The following is a 20,088-nucleotide window of genomic DNA, read 5'->3' on the forward strand; positions in this document are numbered from 1 at the left end:
CAGTGGTGAAATACCGCATCGCAGCATCGAAAACTATTGACGCTTTCCGCACGGTCGTACGAAAATCGTCGCGATCGAATTGAACTGCACACAGGAGAAAAGATGGCGTCGTACCCGAAGAGCCCGCTGATGGGCCAGATGATGGATCAGCCGTTGTTGATTTCCAGCATTATCGAACATGCAGACCGCCATTTCGGTGATAACGAAATCGTTTCCCGCCGCGTCGAAGGCGATATCCATCGCTACACCTACCATGATTGCCATACCCGTTCGCGCCAGCTTGCCAATGCCCTGGCCACGCTGGGCGTGACGATGGGTGATCGCGTCGCCACGCTGGCATGGAATGGCTATCGTCACCTTGAGGCCTATTACGGCGTGTCCGGTTCGGGTGCCGTCCTGCACACGATCAATCCGCGCTTGCATCCCGAGCAGGTCGCTTACATCGTCAATCATGCCGAAGACCAGTACCTGCTGTTCGACATGACATTCCTGCCACTGGTCGAAGCGTTTGCCGCGCAGTGCACCACGGTCAAGGGTTTCATCGCCCTGTGCGACCGTGCTCACATGCCGGCCACCAGCAAGATCCCGAACCTGCTGTGCTATGAAGAATTGATCGACGCGGCGTCACCTGATTACACCTGGCCGCTGTTCGACGAAAACTCGGCATCGAGCCTGTGCTACACCTCAGGTACGACTGGCAATCCGAAGGGTGCGTTGTATTCGCATCGGTCGACGGTGCTGCATTCGTATGCCTCGACAATGCCCGATAGCCTCAATGTGTCGGCTCGCGATGCGGTCTTGCCGGTGGTGCCGATGTTTCATGTGAATGCCTGGGGCTTGCCGTATTCGGTCTTGCTGACCGGCGCCAAGATGGTGTTTCCCGGACCGGCGCTCGATGGCAAATCGCTGTATGAATTGTTCGAGCAAGAACAGGTGACGTTCTCGGCCGGTGTGCCGACGGTCTGGTTTGGTCTGCTGAACTACATGGCCGACAACGAGCTGACCTTTTCCAGTTTCAAGCGTACCGTCATCGGTGGCTCGGCCTGTCCGCCGGCGATGATGAAAACCTTGCGCCACAAATACGATATCGAAGTCATCCACGCATGGGGCATGACCGAGATGTCGCCGCTGGGCACCTCGTGCACGCTGCAAGCGAAACACAACAACCTGTCCGAAGACGCGCGACAGTCACTGCTGGAAAAACAGGGCCATGCGATTTTCGGTGTCGACATCAAGATCGTCGACGATGCCGGACTCGAATTGCCGTGGGATGGCAAAACCTACGGGAACTTGCTGGTCAAGGGACCGTGGATCATCAGCAGTTATTACAGGCAGGAAGAAGCCAGCGTGCTTGAAGACGGCTGGTTTCCGACCGGCGACGTGGCCACCATCGATGCCGACGGCTACATGCAGATCACCGACCGCAGCAAGGACGTCATCAAGTCCGGCGGCGAATGGATTGGCACCATCGATCTGGAAAATATCGCGATGGCCCATCCGGCCGTCCTGCAAGCGGCGTGCATCGGTGTGTTCCATCCGAAGTGGGATGAGCGACCTTTGCTGATCGTGGTCAAGCGTGCAAATGCCGAGGTGACGCGGGAAGAATTGCTGGCGTTTTATGACGGCAAGATTGCCAAGTGGTGGACGCCGGACGATGTGACTTTTGTCGACGCACTGCCGATTGGCGCAACCGGAAAATTTTTGAAAAACAAGATGCGCGAACAGTTCAAGGAGTACAAGTTGCCCACTGCCTGATGGGCTGTAGTGCTTAATGCGAAGTGCTTAATGCGTAGTGCGTAATTCGTAGTTGGTCATCGCAGTGTTCATACCTATAAAATCCATAAGGAAGAGACAAATGACAAACCAGTTCCGCCCGTTGTTGATTGCCCTGTCTGTTGCCGCTGCTTGCGCTGCACCGGTCGCCCACGCTGAAAACGTCAAGGTCGCGCTCATTGAAACTTTGTCGGGGTCATTCGGACCGATCGGGCAAAATGAGTTGCAAACTTTCCAGATGTTTTCGGAAACTGCCAACAAGCAAAAACTAGCCGGTGACAATACGCTCGAATTTGTCGGCTTCGACAACAAGGGTAGTCCGCAGGAGTCGCTGACCCAACTCAAGACGGTGATCGATCAAGGTTACCGCTACATTACGCAAGGCAATGGCTCCGGCGTGGCGCTGGCACTCATTGATGCCGTCAACAAGCATAACGAACGCAATCCCGGCAAGGAAGTCGTGTTCCTGAATCACGCCGCGATCGATCCTGATCTGACCAACAGCAAATGCAGTTTCTGGCATTTCCGCTTCGATGCCAATTCCGACATGAAGATGGAAGCCTTGACCAGTTTCATGGCCAAGGATATGTCGATCAAGAAGGTCTACATCATTGGGCAGAACTACGCCCACGGCCTTCAGGTCACGCGTGCTGCCAAGGAATATCTGAAGCGCAAGCGGCCGGATATCCAGGTGGTTGGTGATGACTTGCACCCGATCGGTCAGGTCAAGGATTTTTCTCCGTACATCGCCAAGATCAAGGCATCCGGTGCCGACACCGTCATCACCGGCAACTGGGGTGCCGATCTTGCGTTGCTGATCAAGGCCGGCAAGGATGCCGATCTGAAAGCCAACTTCTACACGTATTACGCCGGCACCACAGGCGTGCCTACCGCCATGGGCGCCGCCGGTGCAGATCACGTCAAGATGGTGGCGTACTGGCACCCGAATAACGAGACCTTTTCTGGCAAGGAAATTGTCGAGGCATTCAAGAAAAAATACGATGGCGATTTCTACACGCTCGCCACCTACAACATCGTCGAAATGCTGTCGCGGGCCATCAAGACTTCCAAGTCCACTGATCCGATCAAGGTAGCCTACGCGCTGGAAGGCATGAAATTCAACAGCCTCAATGGCGAGAACGAAATGCGTGTCGCGGATCACCAGTTACAGCAGCCTCTGTACGTTGCAACCTGGTCCAAGGTAGACGGCAAGACCGTCAAGTACGATCAGGAAAACACCGGCTACGGCTGGAAGACGGATCAGAAAGTCGAGACTTACGTCGCTACGCAACCGACCTCCTGCCAGATGAAGCGGCCTCCAAAGCCATCGTAAGTTCCGTGATGCTGGAGGCAGCACAGCAGGCCGTCGGGAAATTCCCGGAGGTGGTCCTGTGCTCCGGCATGTTTTTCAACTGAACCGCGATGTCGCTTGCCTGCCCGCCAGCGCACCCGCAGGTTGCATCGACTCGTTTCTGGATACCGTGCCACGGCACGTCGTCATCACATAAAGGTTTCCCTCGTGGAGTTCACGCTAATTACCTTGCTCAATGGTCTGAGCTACGGGCTCTTGCTGTTCATGCTTTCTGCTGGCCTGACGCTGATCTTCAGCATGATGGGTGTCCTCAATTTCGCGCATGCCAGCTTTTACATGCTGGGTGCTTATTTTGCCTATACGATTTCCAGTGTGCTCGGCTTCTGGCCGGCGTTGCTGGTCGCGCCCTTGCTGGTTGGCGCATTGGGCGCGCTGGTCGAACGTTACGGTTTGCGTTCGGTACACAAGTACGGCCATATTCCCGAGCTGTTATTTACGTTCGGGCTGTCTTACGTGATTCTCGAAATCGTGCAGCTGATCTGGGGCCGTGCAACCGTGCCTTACAAGATTCCAGCAGAGCTCGATGGCGCGTTATTCACGCTCTATACGACGACGTTTCCGATTTATCGCGGCTTCATGATGCTGATCGCCTTGCTGATGCTGCTAGCGATCTATCTGGTACTCACGCGTACCCGCATCGGCCTGGTGATCCAGGCGGCGCTGACGCATCCGGACACGGTCGAGGCCCTCGGCCACAACGTGCCGCGGGTACTGATGCTGGTGTTTGGCGGCGGTTGTGCGCTGGCCGGACTGGCCGGGGTCATCGGTGGCAACGCGTTTGTCACCGAACCGGGCATGGCGGGTACCGTCGGTAGCATCATTTTCGTGGTGGTGGTGGTCGGCGGCATGGGCTCGCTGGTCGGTGCGCTGTTTGCCTCGCTGCTCATTGGCGTACTGCAGACCTTTGCCGTGGCGATCGATTACTCGATGATCAGCCTGCTGGCAGTATTCGGCGCGCAAATCACGGCGATGACGCCCGGTTACGCTGTCCTTAAACTCACCATTTCACAGGTCGCGCCCATCATGCCTTACCTGTTGCTGGTGCTAATCCTCATCTTCAGGCCCAAGGGTCTGATGGGTACACGGGAGGGATGACCATGACTTATCGACCTCTCAATCTTGTGCGCTGGATCATCTGGTTTTGTTTTGCCGTCACACTGGTCGTGGCACCGCTGATTTTTAACAAGGGTGCGTCCATGTCGCTGCTGTCGCAAGTCGGCACGCTGACGATTTTTGCGCTGTCGTACAACATGTTGCTGGGGCAGGGCGGCATGCTCTCGTTCGGTCATGCGGTGTACTCCGGTCTCGGCGCTTTTTTCGCGATCCATGCGCTCAACATGGCGACTGCCGGTGCACCGATTCCGGTGATGCTGGTACCGCTGATCGGTGGCTTCGCCGGCATGGGTTTCGGCATTCTGTTCGGCTATGTCACGACCAAGAAAAGCGGCACCACGTTCGCGATGATCACGCTGGGACTGGTTGAGCTGGTGTTCGCCGCCTCGTTGATGTTCCCGACATTTTTTGGGGGCGAAGGCGGTATCTCGACCAATCGGGTGATCGGTGAACCATTCCTCGGAATCACGTTCGGGCCGCAGATTCAGGTGTATTACCTGATCGCGTTCTGGCTGTTCGTCACCACCATCGGCATGTTTGCGTTCACGCAGACACCACTGGGACGACTTGTCAATGCAGTGCGCGACAATCCGGAGCGGGTCGAATTCATCGGCTACGACACGCAATGGGTGCGCTACATGACGCTGATCCTGTCGGCTTTCTTCGCCGGGATTTCCGGTGGCCTGTCGGCCATCAGCTTTGAAATCGTCAGTGCTGAAAACGTCAGCGCCCTGCGTTCCGGTGCGGTGCTGCTGTTCACCTTCATCGGCGGGATCGGGTTCTTTTTCGGGCCGATTATCGGCGCGGTCGTTGGTGTCTTCCTGACAGTGATGCTGTCCGATTACACCAAGGCCTGGCAGTTGTATCTGGGCGTGTTCTTCATCCTCATCGTGATGTATGCGCCCGGTGGACTTGCCAGCATCGTGATGATGAATGTCCGGGTGGTGGTGCACAAACAGTTCCGTCGCGTGGCACCGCTGATGGCGGCGATCTGTGGTGCCGGACTGGTACTCTTTTCGGGTGCCGTGGTCCTGATCGAGCTGCTTTACCACGTTACGCTGGACGTCGGCAGCGGGCCACTGTTGAAGCTGTTCGGTTTTCAGGTCAACACTGGCGCACCGACTGCATGGCTGATCGGTCTCTCTCTGGCCATTGTCGGCATCGTCGCTTTCGCGAAAATCAAGACCCCATTTTGCGACGTCTGGGGCGACGTCAATACCGACATTGAAGCAGCCATCCGGAGGGCACAAACATGAGCGCGTTTTCCCTCGAACTGAAGAACGTTCGCAAGAGTTTCGGCAAGTCTGAAATCATTCGCGGTACCAGCTTGCAAGTGCCGAAAGGCGAACGCTTTGCCGTGATCGGACCGAACGGTGCCGGCAAGTCGACGCTGTTCAATCTGATCTCGGGCCGCTTCGGTATCAGCAGCGGCGACATTCTGCTCAACGGTGTCAGCACGGTGGGTCTGAAGCCGTTCGAGATCAACCGGCGCGGGCTGTCGCGCAGTTTCCAGATCACGAATATCTTCCATCGGCTCAGCGTCTATGAAAACTTGCGCTGTGCGGTGCTGTGGTCGCTCGGTTACAAGTACTCGTTCTGGCATCGTCTCAATGGTCTCAGGGATGCGCATGAACGGGCCGAAGCGGTGCTCGAACAGATTGGCTTGTCGCGTCGCCGCGCGACATTGGGCGGATTGCTGACTTACGCGGAACAGCGTGCGCTCGAAATCGGCATCACGATTGCCGGTGGTGCCGATGTGATTTTGCTCGACGAACCGACTGCCGGCATGAGCCGTTCCGAAACCGAAACAGCGGTGGAACTGATTCGCAAAGTCACCGTCGGCAAGACCTTGCTGATGGTCGAGCACGACATGAGCGTGGTCTTCGGCCTGGCCGATAAAATCGCGGTGCTGGTGTATGGCGAGATGATTGCCTGCGACACACCGGCCAATATTCGTGGCAATACGAAAGTGCAGGAAGCCTATCTGGGCTCGCACGCACCAGAGGAGACAGCATCATGACGGCCCTGCTGGAACTCAACGAGCTGCACGCGTATTACGGCAAGAGCCATGTCCTGCATGGTGTCAACCTGGTGGTCAACGAGGGCGAGATCGTCAGCCTGCTCGGACGCAACGGAGTGGGTCGTTCGACCACGGTCAAGGCGGCGATGGGGCAGGTCGACGCGACCGGTTCCATCCTGTTCAAGGGCGAGGAAATGATCGGCCTGAAAGCCTTTCAGATTGCCCACAAGGGACTCGGTTACGTGCCTGAAAACCGCGATATCTTTCCGACGCTGACGGTCGAGCAAAACCTGATCCTCGGCGAAAAGAAAGGTCGCAAGTCGCGCTGGACGTTGAATGACATGTACCAGCTGTTTCCCCGTCTGCGCGAACGGCAGCACACGCCAGCCGGCGTGATGTCGGGTGGCGAACAGCAGATGCTGACCTTGTGCCGCACGTTGATGGGCGACCCGGACCTGATCATGATCGACGAGCCGACCGAAGGCTTGGCACCGAAGATCGTCGACCTGGTCGCCGAGTACCTCAGTGCCCTAAAAAACCGTGGTATTTCGATTTTGCTGGTCGAGCAGAAGTTGGCCATCGCGCTGGAAATTTCGCAGCGGGTCTATGTGATGGGTCACGGCTCGATTGTGTTCGAGGGCACGCCGGCGCAACTCAAGGCAAATGATGCGGTTCGCAAGGAGTGGCTGGAGGTTTGAAGGCACGATGTGGATGTGGATGTTGATGCAGGTGCTAGCGGATGGTGGCGCTAGTCGTTTTTTTCGTCTGCGTTGGTATTTCCTTCGTCATCTCCGCCAGCACCTGCAGTGCGGTTGCGGTCGTCACCAGATGGTTCTCGTCCGCGTACAAGCGTCCGCATGCTGGCCCGCCTGACCAAGGTTGATAACAGCATGGGTCGGTGACCCGCAAATTCGCGCCACCGGCCCAGGCACCGTCCGCTCGTTGCAATGTGATCAGCTTGCCTGCCAGTGCGCTGATCAGTTCGGGTTGTGCGTGTTGCAGGCTGGCGATGCCCGTGACAAGAGCCAGATCAAACGCACCATGGATCGCATGCTGTTCGCTCGCGCCGACCACGGGTGGCCTGCCTTCCGGCGGCATACCGAGCGCGCGCAACAAACGCAGGCTCCACCACGTCGCGTAGTGACAAGTACGCCACCAGTACGACGGCCAGGTGCCGTCCTTGTTGCGCTCCCGCGCGAGCACCTCCAGCACGTCATCGTGGTAGGCCATCTGGTCGACAGGTGGCAGTGCCAGAAAAACTGCCGGTGTGACGTCATTGTGTGGCACTCCCCAGGCATCATCGCGTGCATAAGTGGCAAAGCCGCCATCACCATGCCAGTGTTCACGCAACCATGTCACATCGGATGCCAACGGCGTTTTACCGGCAAGCCGCAGCAGCGTCAGCGCGAAGGCGCTGGAATCGGCATCGGGGCCGGTACTGCGGTTGTAGCCCCAGCCTTGCGGATAGGGGCGTTGTTTTTCCAGCCAGTTGGCGGCCGCGTCGGTGCTGCGCCGCACGGTCGCGCTGTGATCCGATTGCGCCAGCGCCACACCGACATAGCCGGTCACCCATGCATCAGAGCGTCCCACCGGCAAGCGGTAATCCTGCCAGTGACCGTCGTCCGCCTGGTGCGACGTCAGGTAAGCGACGGCTGCGCGCAGTGCGCTGTGCAGCATCCTGTCGGTGACCTGTTTCATTCCGGCAGCGATTTCAGATAGATATTGATCCTGGGTTGGCACGCCTGGTCGAGGCCTAAGCCAATGAAAGCCAGTTCGCCCAGTGCGGCCAGGTTGTTTAGCTGATGACAGGGTGTTAGCCCGTAACGCTGGCAGCATTGCGCAATGATCGTTAGCCATTCTTCCGATGGACGTTGCACGCAATGGGCGCAGACGTCGAGCTTGATATTGCCCGACATTTCTTCTGCTGCGGCGCTGGCCAAGGTCATCCCGATGCTGCCGACGACGGCACTGCGTGGAATGTGCCTGGTACCAATGACGAGTCGCAGGAAGTCACGCACTTCGTCGCTCTCGGCCAGCGACAAGCCAAGGTCTGCCAGCGCCGCTTTGTTGCCGATGCGCCAGTACAGTTTTGCCCGCGCAGTGGCTGCCGAATTGCCTTCGATGCCAGCGCTGACCAAGTGCGCATGACGAGCCAGTCGATCCGGGATCAGGCTACCTAGCCAATGCTGGGCACGCCGCCAGCGTGCGGCGGGATCGCCCCATTTCGTGCTGACATAAAGCGCCATGCCAGGTCCGGATAAATTGGTAGCCAGCCACGCGCCGCCGGCTGGTAGCGCAGCACGTGCCATCGTATCGGCTGGCAGCATGTGTTCCAACAAGGTCTGACAGGTTGGGTGCATGTCGGGAGCCTGTTGCTGCAGTATTGCCTGCACCGCTTGCGCTACTTGTTGCTGACGTTGTCTGATGTCACTGGTTTTCGCGGCGGGATCCGCCAGCAGGCGCACGACGGGCGCTGTACCAACGTGGAGTCCGATGCAAAGTTGCAGTGGCGAACCGTCGTTGTTAAGGGTCGAGTGCCATGGTCCGGCTTGCGATGCGGATGGGCCGAGCAGGTTGCCCGCTTGCTGGACGATCTCTTCCTGCGACCGTCCCGTCAGTCTGGCAGCCAGCGTCAGCAGTCCTTGTCCTGTCATTGCAGCACCGGGAGCAGCAATGACGATGACGGCCAACATGGTGGCAACAGCAACAGTGTCAGCAGCAAGAGGTTACGCAGCAGCGTCATCGGCGTCAGCGTATGACCGTTGAGAAGCACGCCGCAACCACACGCAATGTGCAAGCCGCGCACGAGTGCCGATCCGATGGCGAGGCAGAACAGTGTCAGCAAGCCGGTTGTTGTCGCCCACGCGAGCGGGTACGTGGGCAGCCAGAGCGACGACAGCAAGAGCACGCCCGCGAGTAATTCGAGTATCGCGAGCAAGCGCGAAAAAGCCGGAACGAGTCGTGCCGATATCAAGCGGTAGTTGGCGATGGCGAGTCTGACCGAACGTTGCCTCAGACATGCCGAGATGCCCGAGGCAACGAATAACAGACCATAAGCGCCGCGCAACAGCGTTGCCAGCATCGCGGAGGTGTCGGTCATCGGATCATGATCGTTACTGTCACGGAATTTCGACGACGATGACGTTACCAACCGACCCATTCTGGCCATTGATGCCGGGTGCACCGGGTGCGCCAGGATTACCTTGCGCTGCCGAATTGCCCGTGCCACCACGGCGACCACCAACGCCGGGCAAACCACCGGGGCCACCCGCACCACCGACGCCACCCTGGCCACCGCCGGTATTGGCGGCATACGACGGGGTTGGGATGCCATGCGCATACTGAATCGTCACGTTGCCACCATTGCCGCCGGCAGCGCCGTCACCACCCCGGCCACCGTTGCCGCCATTGCCGCCACGACCACCGTTTTCGTCGTTCTCGCAGCCATGGCCGTTGCCACCATTGCCGCCCTGACCGCCTTGCCCACCCGGGCCGCCCGGCCCGCCGGAACCGCCGTTGCCGCCATGTGCATCGACATTCACGCCCGTAATGAATTCAGTGACCGAGACAGTCAGCGAGCCACCATCCTGACCCGCAAATCCGTTGGTGCCATTGGACGCACTCGTGCCATCGTTGCCAGCGCCACCGACAGTGCCGGCATCGTCGCCATCCCAGTGGCAGACTGCATCCTGTCCTTGCCCGCCTGCGCCACCGGTCTGGCCGCCAGTGCCGCCGTGACCATCGCCGCCAGCATTGCCATGTACGTCAATATTATAAGAAGGCATTTTTTATCTCCTGTCTGGTTGTCGTTGAGTTGCCACTGAGTTGCCACTGAGTTGCCGCAGCGAGCGCGCATTACAGTCCCTTGATGCCGGCCGCATGGATCGCGCTCTGGTTACCAAGCTTGATCAGGCCGCCTTTGTCGATCGTGATGTGGTTTGCAAACAGAACCTTTCCCTTGACGTTCAGCACGGCACCGGAAGCGACGTGGATATCGCGGAAAATGAAAATCGGAATCCGGATTTTTTGCAGGTCCAGCCATTTGTTGAGTGCCGGGATTTGTGCTGCACTGATGTTGCCGCTATGACCGTAAATGAAGTCGCGCGCCATGTTCTTGATCGTGGCAACCTGGTCGGGATGAAATGCCGGTAATGGCGGGATAACGATGCCACTGCGGCCGACGATGCTCGGCCGGATCGTCGGATGCAGGACCACCGGACCAATTGACGGCAGGGTATGTCCCTGTGCGAAAGCCTGGTCGGGGATCCCGATCCAGCGCTTGATGTCGGTGATCGAGTGGGGTTCGAGAAACGCGATACTGTGGACGTGGGCCGCATCGGCACTGGTCAGTAGGAGGGTCTGGTTAGCGGCGACATCCAGATCCGTCAGCTTGATCGTGGCAGGATCAATGTTGAAATCTTTAAGACGTGTCTCTATCGTTTGTTGTGGCATTTCCATCTCCATTGTGCAATTTTCTGGCGTGATCGACGCCATCGGAAATCCTCTTTTGCTACAAACAAAAATTAACAGGTCGGGGTCCGGACTTTTTGAGGCGGCGCAATTCGCGGCGATTGATTTTTTAAGGTTGCTGGTACCCGACTGCTGCCTGGCGCATGGGAACTGATCGGGATCAAGTTGATACAGCGCACGCTGTTATCGGATCGAGGTCTGCGGTCGTCCAGATCGCGTAACTATTGATTACACTGTGGAGCATTGCCACTGATCAGAGGAGTTCCCATGAAACGGTTCCTTGCCACGCTGTTGAGCGCTGCTTGCGTCATTACGGGGTGGTGGACTACGCATGCACAGGCTGGTATCGGTCCCGCATCCACGATACGGATCGGTGTGTCCGGACCGTTCACAGGAGGCTCCGGTCCGCTCGGTGAGAGCATGCGCAATGGGGTTCGGCTGGCCATCGACGAAATCAATCGTGTTGGCGGCATCAATGGCCAGCTGTTTGAATTGATCGAGCGCGACGATCAGGCATCGGTGCCGCTGGGAGCAAAAATTGCCGACGACTTCGTGCAGGAAAAAGTCACCGCCGTGATTGGTATCGTCAACACGGGCGTCGGCCTGGCCTCGATCGACGCGTACCAGAAAGCGTCACTGCCGTTGCTGGTGGCGGTATCGACCGGTACCATGCTGACCCGGAAATTTGCCCCGCCGCAGGCTCCGGAAAATTATATCTTCCGGATTTCGCCGACCGTGGACCTGGAAGCACGGGCGCTGGCGAGCGAGCTCAAGCGACGCAAGATCGCTGCCGTCTCCCTGCTGGCCGATACCACCCCGTATGGCGATGCCGGTGCACTGGCGTTTCGCGAAGAGTGCCAGCTCGCCGGCATCGCCCTGCGTTCCGATGAGCGTTTCAAGGTCGGTGACACGGACATGCGCAAACAGGTCGCGCGGGCCAGGCAGAGCCGTGGGCAGGCATTGGTGGCCTGGGGCATAGGACCTGAACTGGCAGTCATTGCGCGTAACAAGGCAGCAGCCGGATGGACGGTGCCGCTGCTGGGTAGCTGGACTTTTTCCAGCCGTAATTTCATCGATAGTGCCGGTCCGGCGGGCGAGGGCGCGCTGATGCCGCAGACCTTTATCCAGGATATGGGATCGACCACCAGGAACGGATTTCTGCTGGCGTACCGGCGCCTGTTCAAGACCGACCTGATCGCGTCACCAATGAGTGCGGCGCAGGGCTATGACGGCATGCATTTGCTGTACCGCGCCATCCGCCAGGCCAATTCCGGCGATGGCCGCCGGATTCGCGCCGCGCTTGAAAATCTGGAGAGTCGCTATCAAGGCGTCATCACCAGTTACAGCAAGCCCTTCTCGGCCAGCGACCATGACGCCATCACGCTCAACATGCTGTGGATCGGTCGGGTCGTCGATGGTCGGGTCGATTATTCCAGCAAGGAAGATCAGCTCCGGGATGCCGTGTTGCGCTATAAAAAGCCGTAGCGCTTTTGCGTCAGGTCGGTCGTGGAGGCAGAACACGCGCCGACAATTCGGCCGCACTGGGTGCCTTGCCGGTAAGCCGGTCAACGCCAAAGCAGCCGGATTGACATCGAGGCATTGATGGTCTTCGGGCCGCATGAGTGCATCGCGCAGCACCGTCGCATCCTCTGCATGGCGCTGGTCGGCGAGGCGCTCAGCTCCGCGCTTTGAGCAACACCACCAGCGCGCCGCTACCGCCATCGGAAGCCTTGGCCTGGCAAAAGGCGATGACTTCGTCTTTTTGTACCAGCCAGTTGCGGACCTTACCTTTGAGTACCGGTTGTTTGTTGATCGAACCCAATCCCTTGCCGTGAATGATGCGCACGCAGCGCAGCCCGCGCCGGCTGACCGCGTGCAGATACTCGGACAAGGCTTCTCGTGCTTCGTCGGTACGCATGCCGTGCAAATCGAGCTGGCTCTGGATCACCCAGTGGCCACGCCGCAATTTGCGGACAGTGTCGGCCGTGATGCTGCTGCGGGCGTAACTGAGTTCGGCGTCGGTGTCGAGCAGGGTTTCGATGCTGAAGTCGTCCGACAGCGATTCGGCCAGGGCGGCCTGTTCGTCGGCCAGATGCTGGCGTGCGATCGGATCGGGACGTTCCGGTTGCAGGAAAATTTTTTCAGAGATCAGTAGTGGAGCGACCATGCCGATGCTGTGTCGAAACAGATCGGCTTCGATCGCCGCCAGCCTTGAACGTCGTTGCTGTTCCAGTTCAGCGACGGCGCGCTCTTCCTGCTGCGCTTTGAGTTGCTTGCGCAGCAGGGTCAGGGAGGCGAAGTCCTTGAGCGGTACAGACATGGCGTGACAACAAACCCGAGCCGGGCGTCAGTCGTTTAGCGTTTCAAGGAAACGCTGGGCATCGAGTGCAGCCATGCAGCCGGTGCCTGAGCTGGTAATGGCCTGGCGATAGACATGGTCCTGCACGTCGCCGGCCGCAAACACACCCGGCAGATTGGTGGCGGTGGCCATGCCTTCGAGTCCGGTCAGCGTCTTGATGTAGCCGTTCTTCATCGTCAACTGGCCTTCGAACAGGCTGGTGTTCGGTTTGTGGCCGATGGCGACAAAGATGCCGTGCACGGTGATGTCAGTGAGGCTGTCGTCGATGGCGGACTTGATGCGCAAGCCGGTCACGCCGCTGTCGTCGCCAAGAACTTCATCGAGGGTGCTGTTCCATTTGACTTCGATCTTGCCTTCGGCAACCTTGGCCATCAGGCGGTCGATCAGGATCGCTTCGGCGCGGAACTTGTCGCGGCGATGGATCACGGTGACCTTGGAGGCGATGTTCGACAGGTACAGTGCCTCTTCGACGGCGGTGTTGCCACCACCGATGACAGCGACTTCCTGACCGCGATAAAAGAAACCATCGCAGGTCGCGCAGGCTGACACGCCCTTGCCCATGAAGGCTTGCTCGGAAGGGATGCCGAGATATTGTGCCGAAGCGCCGGTCGCAATGATCAATGCATCGCAGGTATATTCTCCGGAATCACCGACCAGCCGGATCGGCTTTTCGGTCAGCATTGCGGTGTGAATATGGTCGTAGATGACTTCGGTCTTGAAGCGTTCTGCATGTTGCAGCAGACGCTGCATCAGCTCCGGACCTTGCACGCCCATCGGGTCGCCGGGCCAGTTTTCGACATCGGTGGTGGTCATCAGTTGACCGCCTTGCTCCATGCCGGTAATCAATACCGGGTTGAGGTTGGCGCGCGCAGCGTAGACTGCAGCGCTGTAGCCGGCAGGACCGGAACCAAGGATGAGGACATGTGCATGTTTGACGGTAGTCATGGAATTTTATCGATCGAAAAGAGAAGTTTCGGGCTGCGTGACGTGGCAGCATGTGTCTGGCTTATATAATGGCATGTCGCGAAATTGCAATCTCGCTATGAGGACAACGACCTCAATCGTGCTCAGTACCTAATGTCTAGCCAAGATTATAGACGAACATGACGATCTGGATTTGCCGTGGTGCAGCACCACCATTTAGCCCGTCGTGCCGTTATTTCTCGCCAAAAAGTAGCCAGGATTTATGAGTAAACCAAGTCAAGCCTATACCCGTAGCACAACCCCCCGTAACACTCAGCCGTTGCCGAGCCGGTTGGTACGCTTGCTGTCCGAAGCGCGCTGGCTGGTGCTCAGCGCAGTGGGTGTTTATCTGGTGCTGATCTTGTTGTCGTATTCAAGTACCGATCCGGGTTGGTCACATTCGAATGCGGTGCCGGACCTGCATAACTGGGGTGGTCCGATCGGGGCCTGGACTTCCGACCTGCTGCTTTATATTTTCGGGCTGTCGGCCTGGTGGTGGAGCGTGTTGCTGTTGCGCCTGGTGTTGAGCGGATATCGCCGGCTCTCGCGTAAATATTTACTGCAAAAAGAACCGGAACCAGTCTATCGCCATGACAGCTTGATCCGTGGTGCCGGGTTTGCCTTGCTCCTGGCGGGCAGCGTCGCGATCGAACACTTGCGCCTGTATTCCTTTCGCGCAGCTCTACCGCACGGGCACGGTGGCGTGCTGGGCGAATTGATCGGTGGCGGCGCGCAGCATGCGTTCGGTTTTACTGGTGCGACCTTGTTCTTGCTGCTGTTGTTTGGCTTGGGGTTCAGCCTGTTTTTTCAGCTCTCGTGGCTGGCCGTGGCAGAACGCATTGGCACGGGCATCGACATGCTGATCGACAGTGTGCGCAACCTGTTCGCCGCCTATCAGGACCGCAAGGTTGGTCAGGTTGCCGTGGTCAAGCGCGAGACCGTCGTGGTGCAGGAACGCACGCGCATTGTCGACGCGCCGCCGGTGCGCATCGAGCCACAGGTCGTCGCGATACCGCGCTCGGAGCGGGCTGAAAAGGAACGTCAGGTGTCGCTGTTCATCGATCATCCGGACTCCAACCTGCCGCCGATTTCGCTGCTCGATACGGCACCGCCGGCGCAGGTCACGGTCAGTGTCGAGACGCTGGAATTCACCAGTCGCCTGATCGAAAAGAAGCTGTCCGATTTTGGCGTTGTCGCCAAAGTGGTCGCGGCGCATCCGGGCCCGGTCATCACGCGCTACGAGATCGAACCGGCCACCGGCGTCAAGGGCAGCCAGATTGTTGGCCTCGCACGCGACCTGGCACGGTCGCTGTCACTGACTTCAATCCGCGTGGTTGAAACCATTCCCGGCAAAAATTACATGGGGCTAGAACTGCCAAATCCGAAACGGCAAATCGTGCGCCTGACCGAAATCATCAGTTCCAAAGTCTATAACGATGGCGTGTCCAGTCTGACGATTGCACTGGGCAAGGATATCGCCGGCAACCCGGTCGTCGCCGACCTCGCCAAGATGCCGCATCTGCTGGTTGCCGGTACCACCGGTTCCGGCAAATCGGTGGGGATCAATGCCACCATCCTGTCACTGCTCTACAAGTCTGACCCGAATCAGGTGCGCCTGATCCTGATCGATCCGAAGATGCTGGAGCTGTCGATTTACGAAGGGATTCCGCATTTGCTGGCACCGGTCGTGACCGACATGCGTCAGGCTGGTCACGCGTTGAACTGGGCAGTCGGCGAAATGGAACGGCGTTACAAGCTGATGAGCAAACTGGGCGTGCGCAATCTGGCTGGCTACAACCAGAAAATCATCGACGCCGACAAGCGCGAAGAAAAAATTCCGAACCCGTTCAGCCTGACGCCGTACGCTCCCGAGCCGCTCGAAAAATTACCGACCATCGTCATCATCATCGACGAGCTGGCCGACCTGATGATGGTCGTCGGCAAGAAGGTCGAGGAACTGATCGCCCGTATCGCCCAGAAAGCCCGCGCTGCCGGTATCCATTTGATTCTCGCCACGCAGCGGCCATCGGTCGATGTCATCACCGGTCTGATCAAGGCCAACATCCCGACGCGTATCGCGTTTCAGGTCAGCAGCAAGATCGACTCGCGCACGATTCTCGACCAGATGGGTGCCGAAGCACTGCTCGGCATGGGCGACATGCTGTACATGCCGCCCGGTACCGGCTTGCCGATTCGCGTGCATGGCGCGTTCGTCTCGGATGAAGAAGTCCATCGGGTTGTGGATCACCTGAAAGCCCAGGGCGAACCGAACTATATCGAGGGCATTCTCGAAGGCGGCGTGATGGAAGACGGTGGCGATGGTGCTGCCAGCGGCGAGGGTGTCGCCAGTGCCGAAGCCGATCCGATGTACGATCAGGCGGTGGCCATCGTCCTCAAGAATCGCCGCGCCTCGATCTCGCTGGTGCAGCGCCATTTGCGGATCGGCTACAATCGGGCCGCCCGCCTGCTCGAACAAATGGAGCAGAGCGGCCTGGTCTCCACCATGCAATCGAACGGCAATCGCGAAATCCTGGTTCCGGCCGGGGCTGCCGCAGAATAGGACACCATGCTTCCCCTCATCTACCGTTTTACCCGCTTCGCTGTTACCGCTGTTGTTCTGGCCGCGCCACTGGCACTACACGCCGCTGCACTCGATCAGTTCAAGTCGTTCGTCGCTGGCACACAGTCTGCCAAAGGCGAATTCAGCCAGCGTCTGGTCCGGTCGGATTCCGTCGGCAAAGGCGGCGCTGCTGCCACGGCACCGAGCGTCAAAGTCTCGACGCCATCGACCGGCACCTTCGTGTTTGCCCGACCAGGCAAGTTTATCTGGACCTACCTGAAGCCCTACGACCAGGTGCTGCAAGCCGATGGCGAGAACCTGTTTATCTACGACAAGGATCTCAATCAGGTGACGGCGCGCAAGCTTGGCGATGCGATCGGTTCGTCACCAGCTGCCATCCTGTTTGGCAGCAATGACCTCGACAAGAATTTCACGCTGAAAGAAGCCGGTACCCGCGAGGGCATCGAATGGCTCGATGCGAGGCCGAAATCGAAGGACACCACGTTTGAGCATATCGGCATCGGCTTGCGCGACGGCGTGCCGGTTGCCATGGAATTGCGCGACACCTTCGGCCAGACGTCGATACTGACCTTCACGCGATTCGAGCGCAACCCGGTGCTTGCCGCCGATCAGTTCAAGTTCGTCATCCCCAAGGGTGCTGATGTCAACCGACAATAACGGTTGGCGATTGAGTCGGTCATGAGCGCCGCACCGCTGGCAGAACGGCTGCGCCCGAAAACGCTGGATCAGGTAATCGGCCAGCAGCATTTGCTCGGGCCGGGCAAGCCGCTGCGGGTTGCGTTTGAATCGGGCGAGCCGCATTCGATGATTCTGTGGGGCCCGCCAGGTGTTGGCAAGACCACGTTGGCGCGGTTGATGGCTGACAGTTTTGCGGCGGATTTCATCGCGCTGTCGGCAGTGCTGTCAGGCGTCAAGGACATCCGCGAGGCCGTTGAGCGGGCCCAACTCTCGCGCGGAGCGATGGGGCGGCGCACGATTTTATTCGTTGATGAAGTCCACCGTTTCAACAAGAGCCAGCAGGACGCTTTCTTGCCGCATGTCGAAAGCGGCCTGTTCACCTTCATCGGTGCCACCACCGAAAATCCCAGCTTTGAAGTCAATGGCGCGCTGCTCTCGCGCGCTGCGGTGTATGTGCTCAAATCGTTGACCGAAGAGGATCTCGCGCAGTTGCTTGATCGTGCCTGCCGCGATCTGCTCGACGGCTTGCAGTTTGCCGACGATGCCAAAACCACGCTGGTGGCGAGTGCCGATGGCGATGGCCGCAAGCTGCTCAATAATCTTGAAATCGTGGCCCGTGCGGCAGCGGCAAAAGGCGTCGTGCTGGTCGATGCCGCGTTGCTGTCGGAGTGCCTCGGCGACGCGCTGCGGCGATTCGACAAGGGCGGCGACACCTTCTACGATCAGATTTCGGCACTGCATAAATCGGTGCGCGGCTCGAATCCGGATGCGTCGCTGTACTGGCTGGTACGCATGCTCGATGGCGGTGCCGATCCGCGTTATCTGGCGCGCCGGTTGATCCGCATGGCCAGTGAAGACATCGGTCTGGCCGACCCGCGCGCGTTGCGCCTGACACTCGATGCGACCGAAACCTACGAACGGCTTGGTTCGCCCGAGGGTGAGCTGGCGCTGGCCGAAGCGGTGATTTATCTGGCGTGCGCGGCCAAGTCGAACGCGGTGTACAACGCTTACAACGCGGCCCGTGCGTTCGTCGCCAAGGACAAGTCGCGTCCGGTACCCGAGCATCTACGTAATGCGCCGACCAAGTTGATGAAGGAACTCGGTTACGGCAAGCTGTACCGCTATGCGCATGATGAGCCGGACGCGTTTGCCGCTGGCGAAACCTACCTGCCGGAGGGCATGGAAGGGATGCAGTGGTACAAGCCGACACCGCGCGGCCTCGAAGGAAAAATTTCGGAGAAGCTCATTTTTCTGAAAAATCTCGACCAGACGGCGCGCAAGCACGACAAGAAGTGAACTGCCTGACGCGGTGCTGTTGGTACAATGACGCCACACAAATCCGACTCCGGCACCCCACATGATCGACATCCAACTCCTCCGCAAAGACATTGATAATGTCGCTGTCCGCCTGGCCACCCGCAAGTACGTGCTCGATGTTGCCGGCTTTAACCTTCTTGAAGGCGAGCGCAAGCAAATCCAGATGCGCGCCGAAGACTTGCAGAGCAAGCGCAATGCGCTGTCGAAGCAGATCGGTATGCTCAAGGGCAAAGGCGAGGACAGTAGCGCAGTGATGGCCGAGGTCGCTGGCATTGCCGATGAACTGAAATCGTCGGGTGACCGCCTCGAAGTCGTTCAGCATCAACTCAGCGAGTTCATGCTGCAGATTCCTAACCTGCCACATGAATCCACGCCCATCGGCAAGGAAGAAGCCGATAACGTCGAAGTGCGTCGCGTTGGTACGCCGCGCAATGTCGATTTTACGGTGCAGGATCATGTCGATATTGGCGCTCCGCTGGGGCTCGATTTTGATGTGGCGGTGAAGCTGACCGGTTCGCGCTTCTCGGTGATGAAAGGCGGTATCGCCCGTCTGCACCGTGCGCTGGCGCAGTTCATGCTCGACACGCACACCGGCGAACATGGTTACACCGAGTGCTACACCCCATACATCGTCAATGCCGACTCGCTGCGTGGTACCGGCCAGTTACCCAAGTTTGAAGCCGACCTGTTTGCGGTAAAAAAGGGCGGCCAGGAAGGCGAGGGCGAGACGCTCTATTTGATTCCGACTTCGGAAGTCTCGTTGACCAACATCGTGCGCGACCAGATCCTTGCGCTCGATGCCTTGCCCGTCAAGATGACGGCGCACACCCCCTGTTTTCGGTCGGAAGCCGGCACCTATGGTCGCGACACACGCGGCATGATTCGCCAGCATCAGTTCGACAAGGTCGAGTTGGTGCAGGTCGTGCATCCGGAGCAGTCGTTCGCCGTACTTGAAGAGATGGTCGGCCACGCCGAAACCATCCTGCAAAAGCTGGGTCTGCCGTATCGCGTAGTGAGCTTGTGTACCGGCGACATCGGCTTCTCGGCAACCAAGACCTATGACATCGAAGTCTGGTTGCCAGCGCAAAAAACCTACCGCGAAATCTCTTCGCTATCGAATTGCGAGTGCTTTCAGGCGCGCCGGATGCAGGCCCGTTTCCGGAATGCGCAGGGCAAACCGGAGCTAGTACATACCTTGAACGGTTCCGGCCTGGCGGTGGGACGTACGCTGGTGGCCGTGCTGGAGAATTTTCAGCAGGCTGATGGCAGCGTTGATATTCCGGAAGTGTTGTGGAATTACATGGGTGGGCTCAAACGGCTGGTTGCGGCACGCTGATTCTGTGTGCGGTGCAATGCCCTTCGGGCATTGCACCCTTGTATGCTGTTTTTAACGGTTGATTTTGATTAGATTGATGTGGCATCAAAGATATCGGAAAGAGCGC

The 20,088-nt window shown here is 58.6% G+C and carries 18 protein-coding genes; 11 read left to right on the forward strand and 7 right to left on the reverse strand.

The features are described 5' to 3' along the window. Positions 1–102: 102 nt before the first annotated feature. From QN370_RS17185 to QN370_RS17210, 6 genes are all read left to right on the forward strand, one after another. Positions 103–1,755: a 3-(methylthio)propionyl-CoA ligase gene (locus tag QN370_RS17185; protein WP_322127019.1), complete on the forward strand. Its 1,653-nt coding sequence runs from the start codon at positions 103–105 to the stop codon at positions 1,753–1,755. A 100-nt stretch (positions 1,756–1,855) separates the two neighbouring features. Next, positions 1,856–3,106 (forward strand): branched-chain amino acid ABC transporter substrate-binding protein, encoded by a 1,251-nt coding sequence (locus QN370_RS17190; RefSeq protein ID WP_322127020.1) that lies wholly within the window; start codon positions 1,856–1,858, stop codon positions 3,104–3,106. 243 nt (positions 3,107–3,349) lie between these two features. Further along, positions 3,350–4,240 (forward strand): branched-chain amino acid ABC transporter permease, encoded by an 891-nt coding sequence (locus QN370_RS17195; protein ID WP_416172135.1) that lies wholly within the window; start codon positions 3,350–3,352, stop codon positions 4,238–4,240. Then, positions 4,237–5,514, forward strand: a complete 1,278-nt coding sequence (locus QN370_RS17200; RefSeq protein ID WP_322127022.1) for a branched-chain amino acid ABC transporter permease — start codon at positions 4,237–4,239, stop codon at positions 5,512–5,514. The genes QN370_RS17195 and QN370_RS17200 overlap by 4 nt, the downstream gene beginning before the upstream one ends. Then, complete coding sequence (locus tag QN370_RS17205) at positions 5,511–6,278, forward strand: ABC transporter ATP-binding protein (protein WP_322127023.1); 768 nt, start codon at positions 5,511–5,513, stop codon at positions 6,276–6,278. The genes QN370_RS17200 and QN370_RS17205 overlap by 4 nt, the downstream gene beginning before the upstream one ends. Beyond that, positions 6,275–6,976, forward strand: coding sequence for an ABC transporter ATP-binding protein (locus QN370_RS17210; RefSeq protein WP_322127024.1), 702 nt, complete (start codon positions 6,275–6,277; stop codon positions 6,974–6,976). The genes QN370_RS17205 and QN370_RS17210 overlap by 4 nt, the downstream gene beginning before the upstream one ends. A gap of 34 nt (positions 6,977–7,010) precedes the next feature. Here QN370_RS17210 and QN370_RS17215 read toward each other — a convergent pair whose 3' ends face one another. The 5 genes from QN370_RS17215 to QN370_RS17235 form a co-directional block, all read right to left on the reverse strand. Next, positions 7,011–7,976, reverse strand: a complete 966-nt coding sequence (locus QN370_RS17215; protein ID WP_322127025.1) for a hypothetical protein — start codon at positions 7,974–7,976, stop codon at positions 7,011–7,013. After that, on the reverse strand, positions 7,973–8,971 hold the full coding sequence (locus QN370_RS17220) for a hypothetical protein (RefSeq protein WP_322127026.1): 999 nt from the start codon (positions 8,969–8,971) through the stop codon (positions 7,973–7,975). Before QN370_RS17220 ends, QN370_RS17215 begins: the two co-directional genes overlap by 4 nt. Beyond that, the gene (locus QN370_RS17225) at positions 8,929–9,378 is read right to left on the reverse strand and encodes a MauE/DoxX family redox-associated membrane protein (protein ID WP_322127027.1); all 450 of its coding nucleotides are present in this window, start codon (positions 9,376–9,378) and stop codon (positions 8,929–8,931) included. Before QN370_RS17225 ends, QN370_RS17220 begins: the two co-directional genes overlap by 43 nt. 19 nt (positions 9,379–9,397) lie before the next feature. After that, positions 9,398–10,063 carry a hypothetical protein gene (locus tag QN370_RS17230; RefSeq protein WP_322127028.1) on the reverse strand — a complete coding sequence of 222 codons (666 nt, stop codon included), beginning with the start codon at positions 10,061–10,063 and terminating at the stop codon, positions 9,398–9,400. Positions 10,064–10,133: 70 nt separating this feature from the next. Continuing rightward, complete coding sequence (locus QN370_RS17235; protein WP_322127029.1) at positions 10,134–10,730, reverse strand: hypothetical protein; 597 nt, start codon at positions 10,728–10,730, stop codon at positions 10,134–10,136. 285 nt (positions 10,731–11,015) lie between these two features. Between QN370_RS17235 and QN370_RS17240 the strand changes: the two genes are divergently transcribed. Further along, positions 11,016–12,233 (forward strand): ABC transporter substrate-binding protein, encoded by a 1,218-nt coding sequence (locus QN370_RS17240; RefSeq protein ID WP_322127030.1) that lies wholly within the window; start codon positions 11,016–11,018, stop codon positions 12,231–12,233. A gap of 190 nt (positions 12,234–12,423) precedes the next feature. Here QN370_RS17240 and QN370_RS17245 read toward each other — a convergent pair whose 3' ends face one another. Then, positions 12,424–13,068 (reverse strand): Smr/MutS family protein, encoded by a 645-nt coding sequence (locus QN370_RS17245; RefSeq protein WP_322127031.1) that lies wholly within the window; start codon positions 13,066–13,068, stop codon positions 12,424–12,426. Between the two features lie 27 nt (positions 13,069–13,095). Then, the gene (gene trxB, locus QN370_RS17250) at positions 13,096–14,052 is read right to left on the reverse strand and encodes a thioredoxin-disulfide reductase (protein ID WP_322127032.1); all 957 of its coding nucleotides are present in this window, start codon (positions 14,050–14,052) and stop codon (positions 13,096–13,098) included. 241 nt (positions 14,053–14,293) lie between these two features. Here trxB and QN370_RS17255 point away from each other — a divergent pair, with 241 nt between their 5' ends. The 4 genes from QN370_RS17255 to serS all read left to right on the forward strand — a co-directional run bounded on the left by QN370_RS17255 (position 14,294) and on the right by serS (position 19,982). Further along, on the forward strand, positions 14,294–16,630 hold the full coding sequence (locus QN370_RS17255) for a DNA translocase FtsK (RefSeq protein WP_322127033.1): 2,337 nt from the start codon (positions 14,294–14,296) through the stop codon (positions 16,628–16,630). 6 nt (positions 16,631–16,636) lie between these two features. Next, positions 16,637–17,308: an outer membrane lipoprotein chaperone LolA gene (lolA, locus tag QN370_RS17260; protein WP_322127034.1), complete on the forward strand. Its 672-nt coding sequence runs from the start codon at positions 16,637–16,639 to the stop codon at positions 17,306–17,308. Positions 17,309–17,329: 21 nt separating this feature from the next. Beyond that, entirely contained in the window at positions 17,330–18,625 is a 1,296-nt protein-coding gene (locus tag QN370_RS17265; protein ID WP_322127035.1) for a replication-associated recombination protein A, read from the forward strand. Positions 18,626–18,686: 61 nt separating this feature from the next. Then, complete coding sequence (serS, locus tag QN370_RS17270) at positions 18,687–19,982, forward strand: serine--tRNA ligase (protein WP_322127036.1); 1,296 nt, start codon at positions 18,687–18,689, stop codon at positions 19,980–19,982. The last annotated feature ends 106 nt before the right edge of the window (positions 19,983–20,088 follow it).

This window comes from Actimicrobium sp. CCI2.3 (assembly GCF_035019065.1).
In the GTDB taxonomy this organism is placed as follows: domain Bacteria; phylum Pseudomonadota; class Gammaproteobacteria; order Burkholderiales; family Burkholderiaceae_D; genus Actimicrobium.

Excerpts from the sequence above, each read along its gene's own strand:
- QN370_RS17185 (WP_322127019.1), top strand. The coding sequence starts at position 103 with ATGGCGTCGTACCCGAAGAGCCCGCTGATGGGCCAGATGATGGATCAG.
- QN370_RS17190 (WP_322127020.1), top strand. The coding sequence starts at position 1,856 with ATGACAAACCAGTTCCGCCCGTTGTTGATTGCCCTGTCTGTTGCCGCT.
- QN370_RS17195 (WP_416172135.1), top strand. The coding sequence starts at position 3,350 with ATGCTTTCTGCTGGCCTGACGCTGATCTTCAGCATGATGGGTGTCCTC.
- QN370_RS17200 (WP_322127022.1), top strand. The coding sequence starts at position 4,237 with ATGACCATGACTTATCGACCTCTCAATCTTGTGCGCTGGATCATCTGG.
- QN370_RS17205 (WP_322127023.1), top strand. The coding sequence starts at position 5,511 with ATGAGCGCGTTTTCCCTCGAACTGAAGAACGTTCGCAAGAGTTTCGGC.
- QN370_RS17210 (WP_322127024.1), top strand. The coding sequence starts at position 6,275 with ATGACGGCCCTGCTGGAACTCAACGAGCTGCACGCGTATTACGGCAAG.
- QN370_RS17215 (WP_322127025.1), bottom strand. The coding sequence starts at position 7,976 with ATGAAACAGGTCACCGACAGGATGCTGCACAGCGCACTGCGCGCAGCC.
- QN370_RS17220 (WP_322127026.1), bottom strand. The coding sequence starts at position 8,971 with ATGTTGGCCGTCATCGTCATTGCTGCTCCCGGTGCTGCAATGACAGGA.
- QN370_RS17225 (WP_322127027.1), bottom strand. The coding sequence starts at position 9,378 with ATGACCGACACCTCCGCGATGCTGGCAACGCTGTTGCGCGGCGCTTAT.
- QN370_RS17230 (WP_322127028.1), bottom strand. The coding sequence starts at position 10,063 with ATGCCTTCTTATAATATTGACGTACATGGCAATGCTGGCGGCGATGGT.
- QN370_RS17235 (WP_322127029.1), bottom strand. The coding sequence starts at position 10,730 with ATGCCACAACAAACGATAGAGACACGTCTTAAAGATTTCAACATTGAT.
- QN370_RS17240 (WP_322127030.1), top strand. The coding sequence starts at position 11,016 with ATGAAACGGTTCCTTGCCACGCTGTTGAGCGCTGCTTGCGTCATTACG.
- QN370_RS17245 (WP_322127031.1), bottom strand. The coding sequence starts at position 13,068 with ATGTCTGTACCGCTCAAGGACTTCGCCTCCCTGACCCTGCTGCGCAAG.
- trxB (WP_322127032.1), bottom strand. The coding sequence starts at position 14,052 with ATGACTACCGTCAAACATGCACATGTCCTCATCCTTGGTTCCGGTCCT.
- QN370_RS17255 (WP_322127033.1), top strand. The coding sequence starts at position 14,294 with ATGAGTAAACCAAGTCAAGCCTATACCCGTAGCACAACCCCCCGTAAC.
- lolA (WP_322127034.1), top strand. The coding sequence starts at position 16,637 with ATGCTTCCCCTCATCTACCGTTTTACCCGCTTCGCTGTTACCGCTGTT.
- QN370_RS17265 (WP_322127035.1), top strand. The coding sequence starts at position 17,330 with ATGAGCGCCGCACCGCTGGCAGAACGGCTGCGCCCGAAAACGCTGGAT.
- serS (WP_322127036.1), top strand. The coding sequence starts at position 18,687 with ATGATCGACATCCAACTCCTCCGCAAAGACATTGATAATGTCGCTGTC.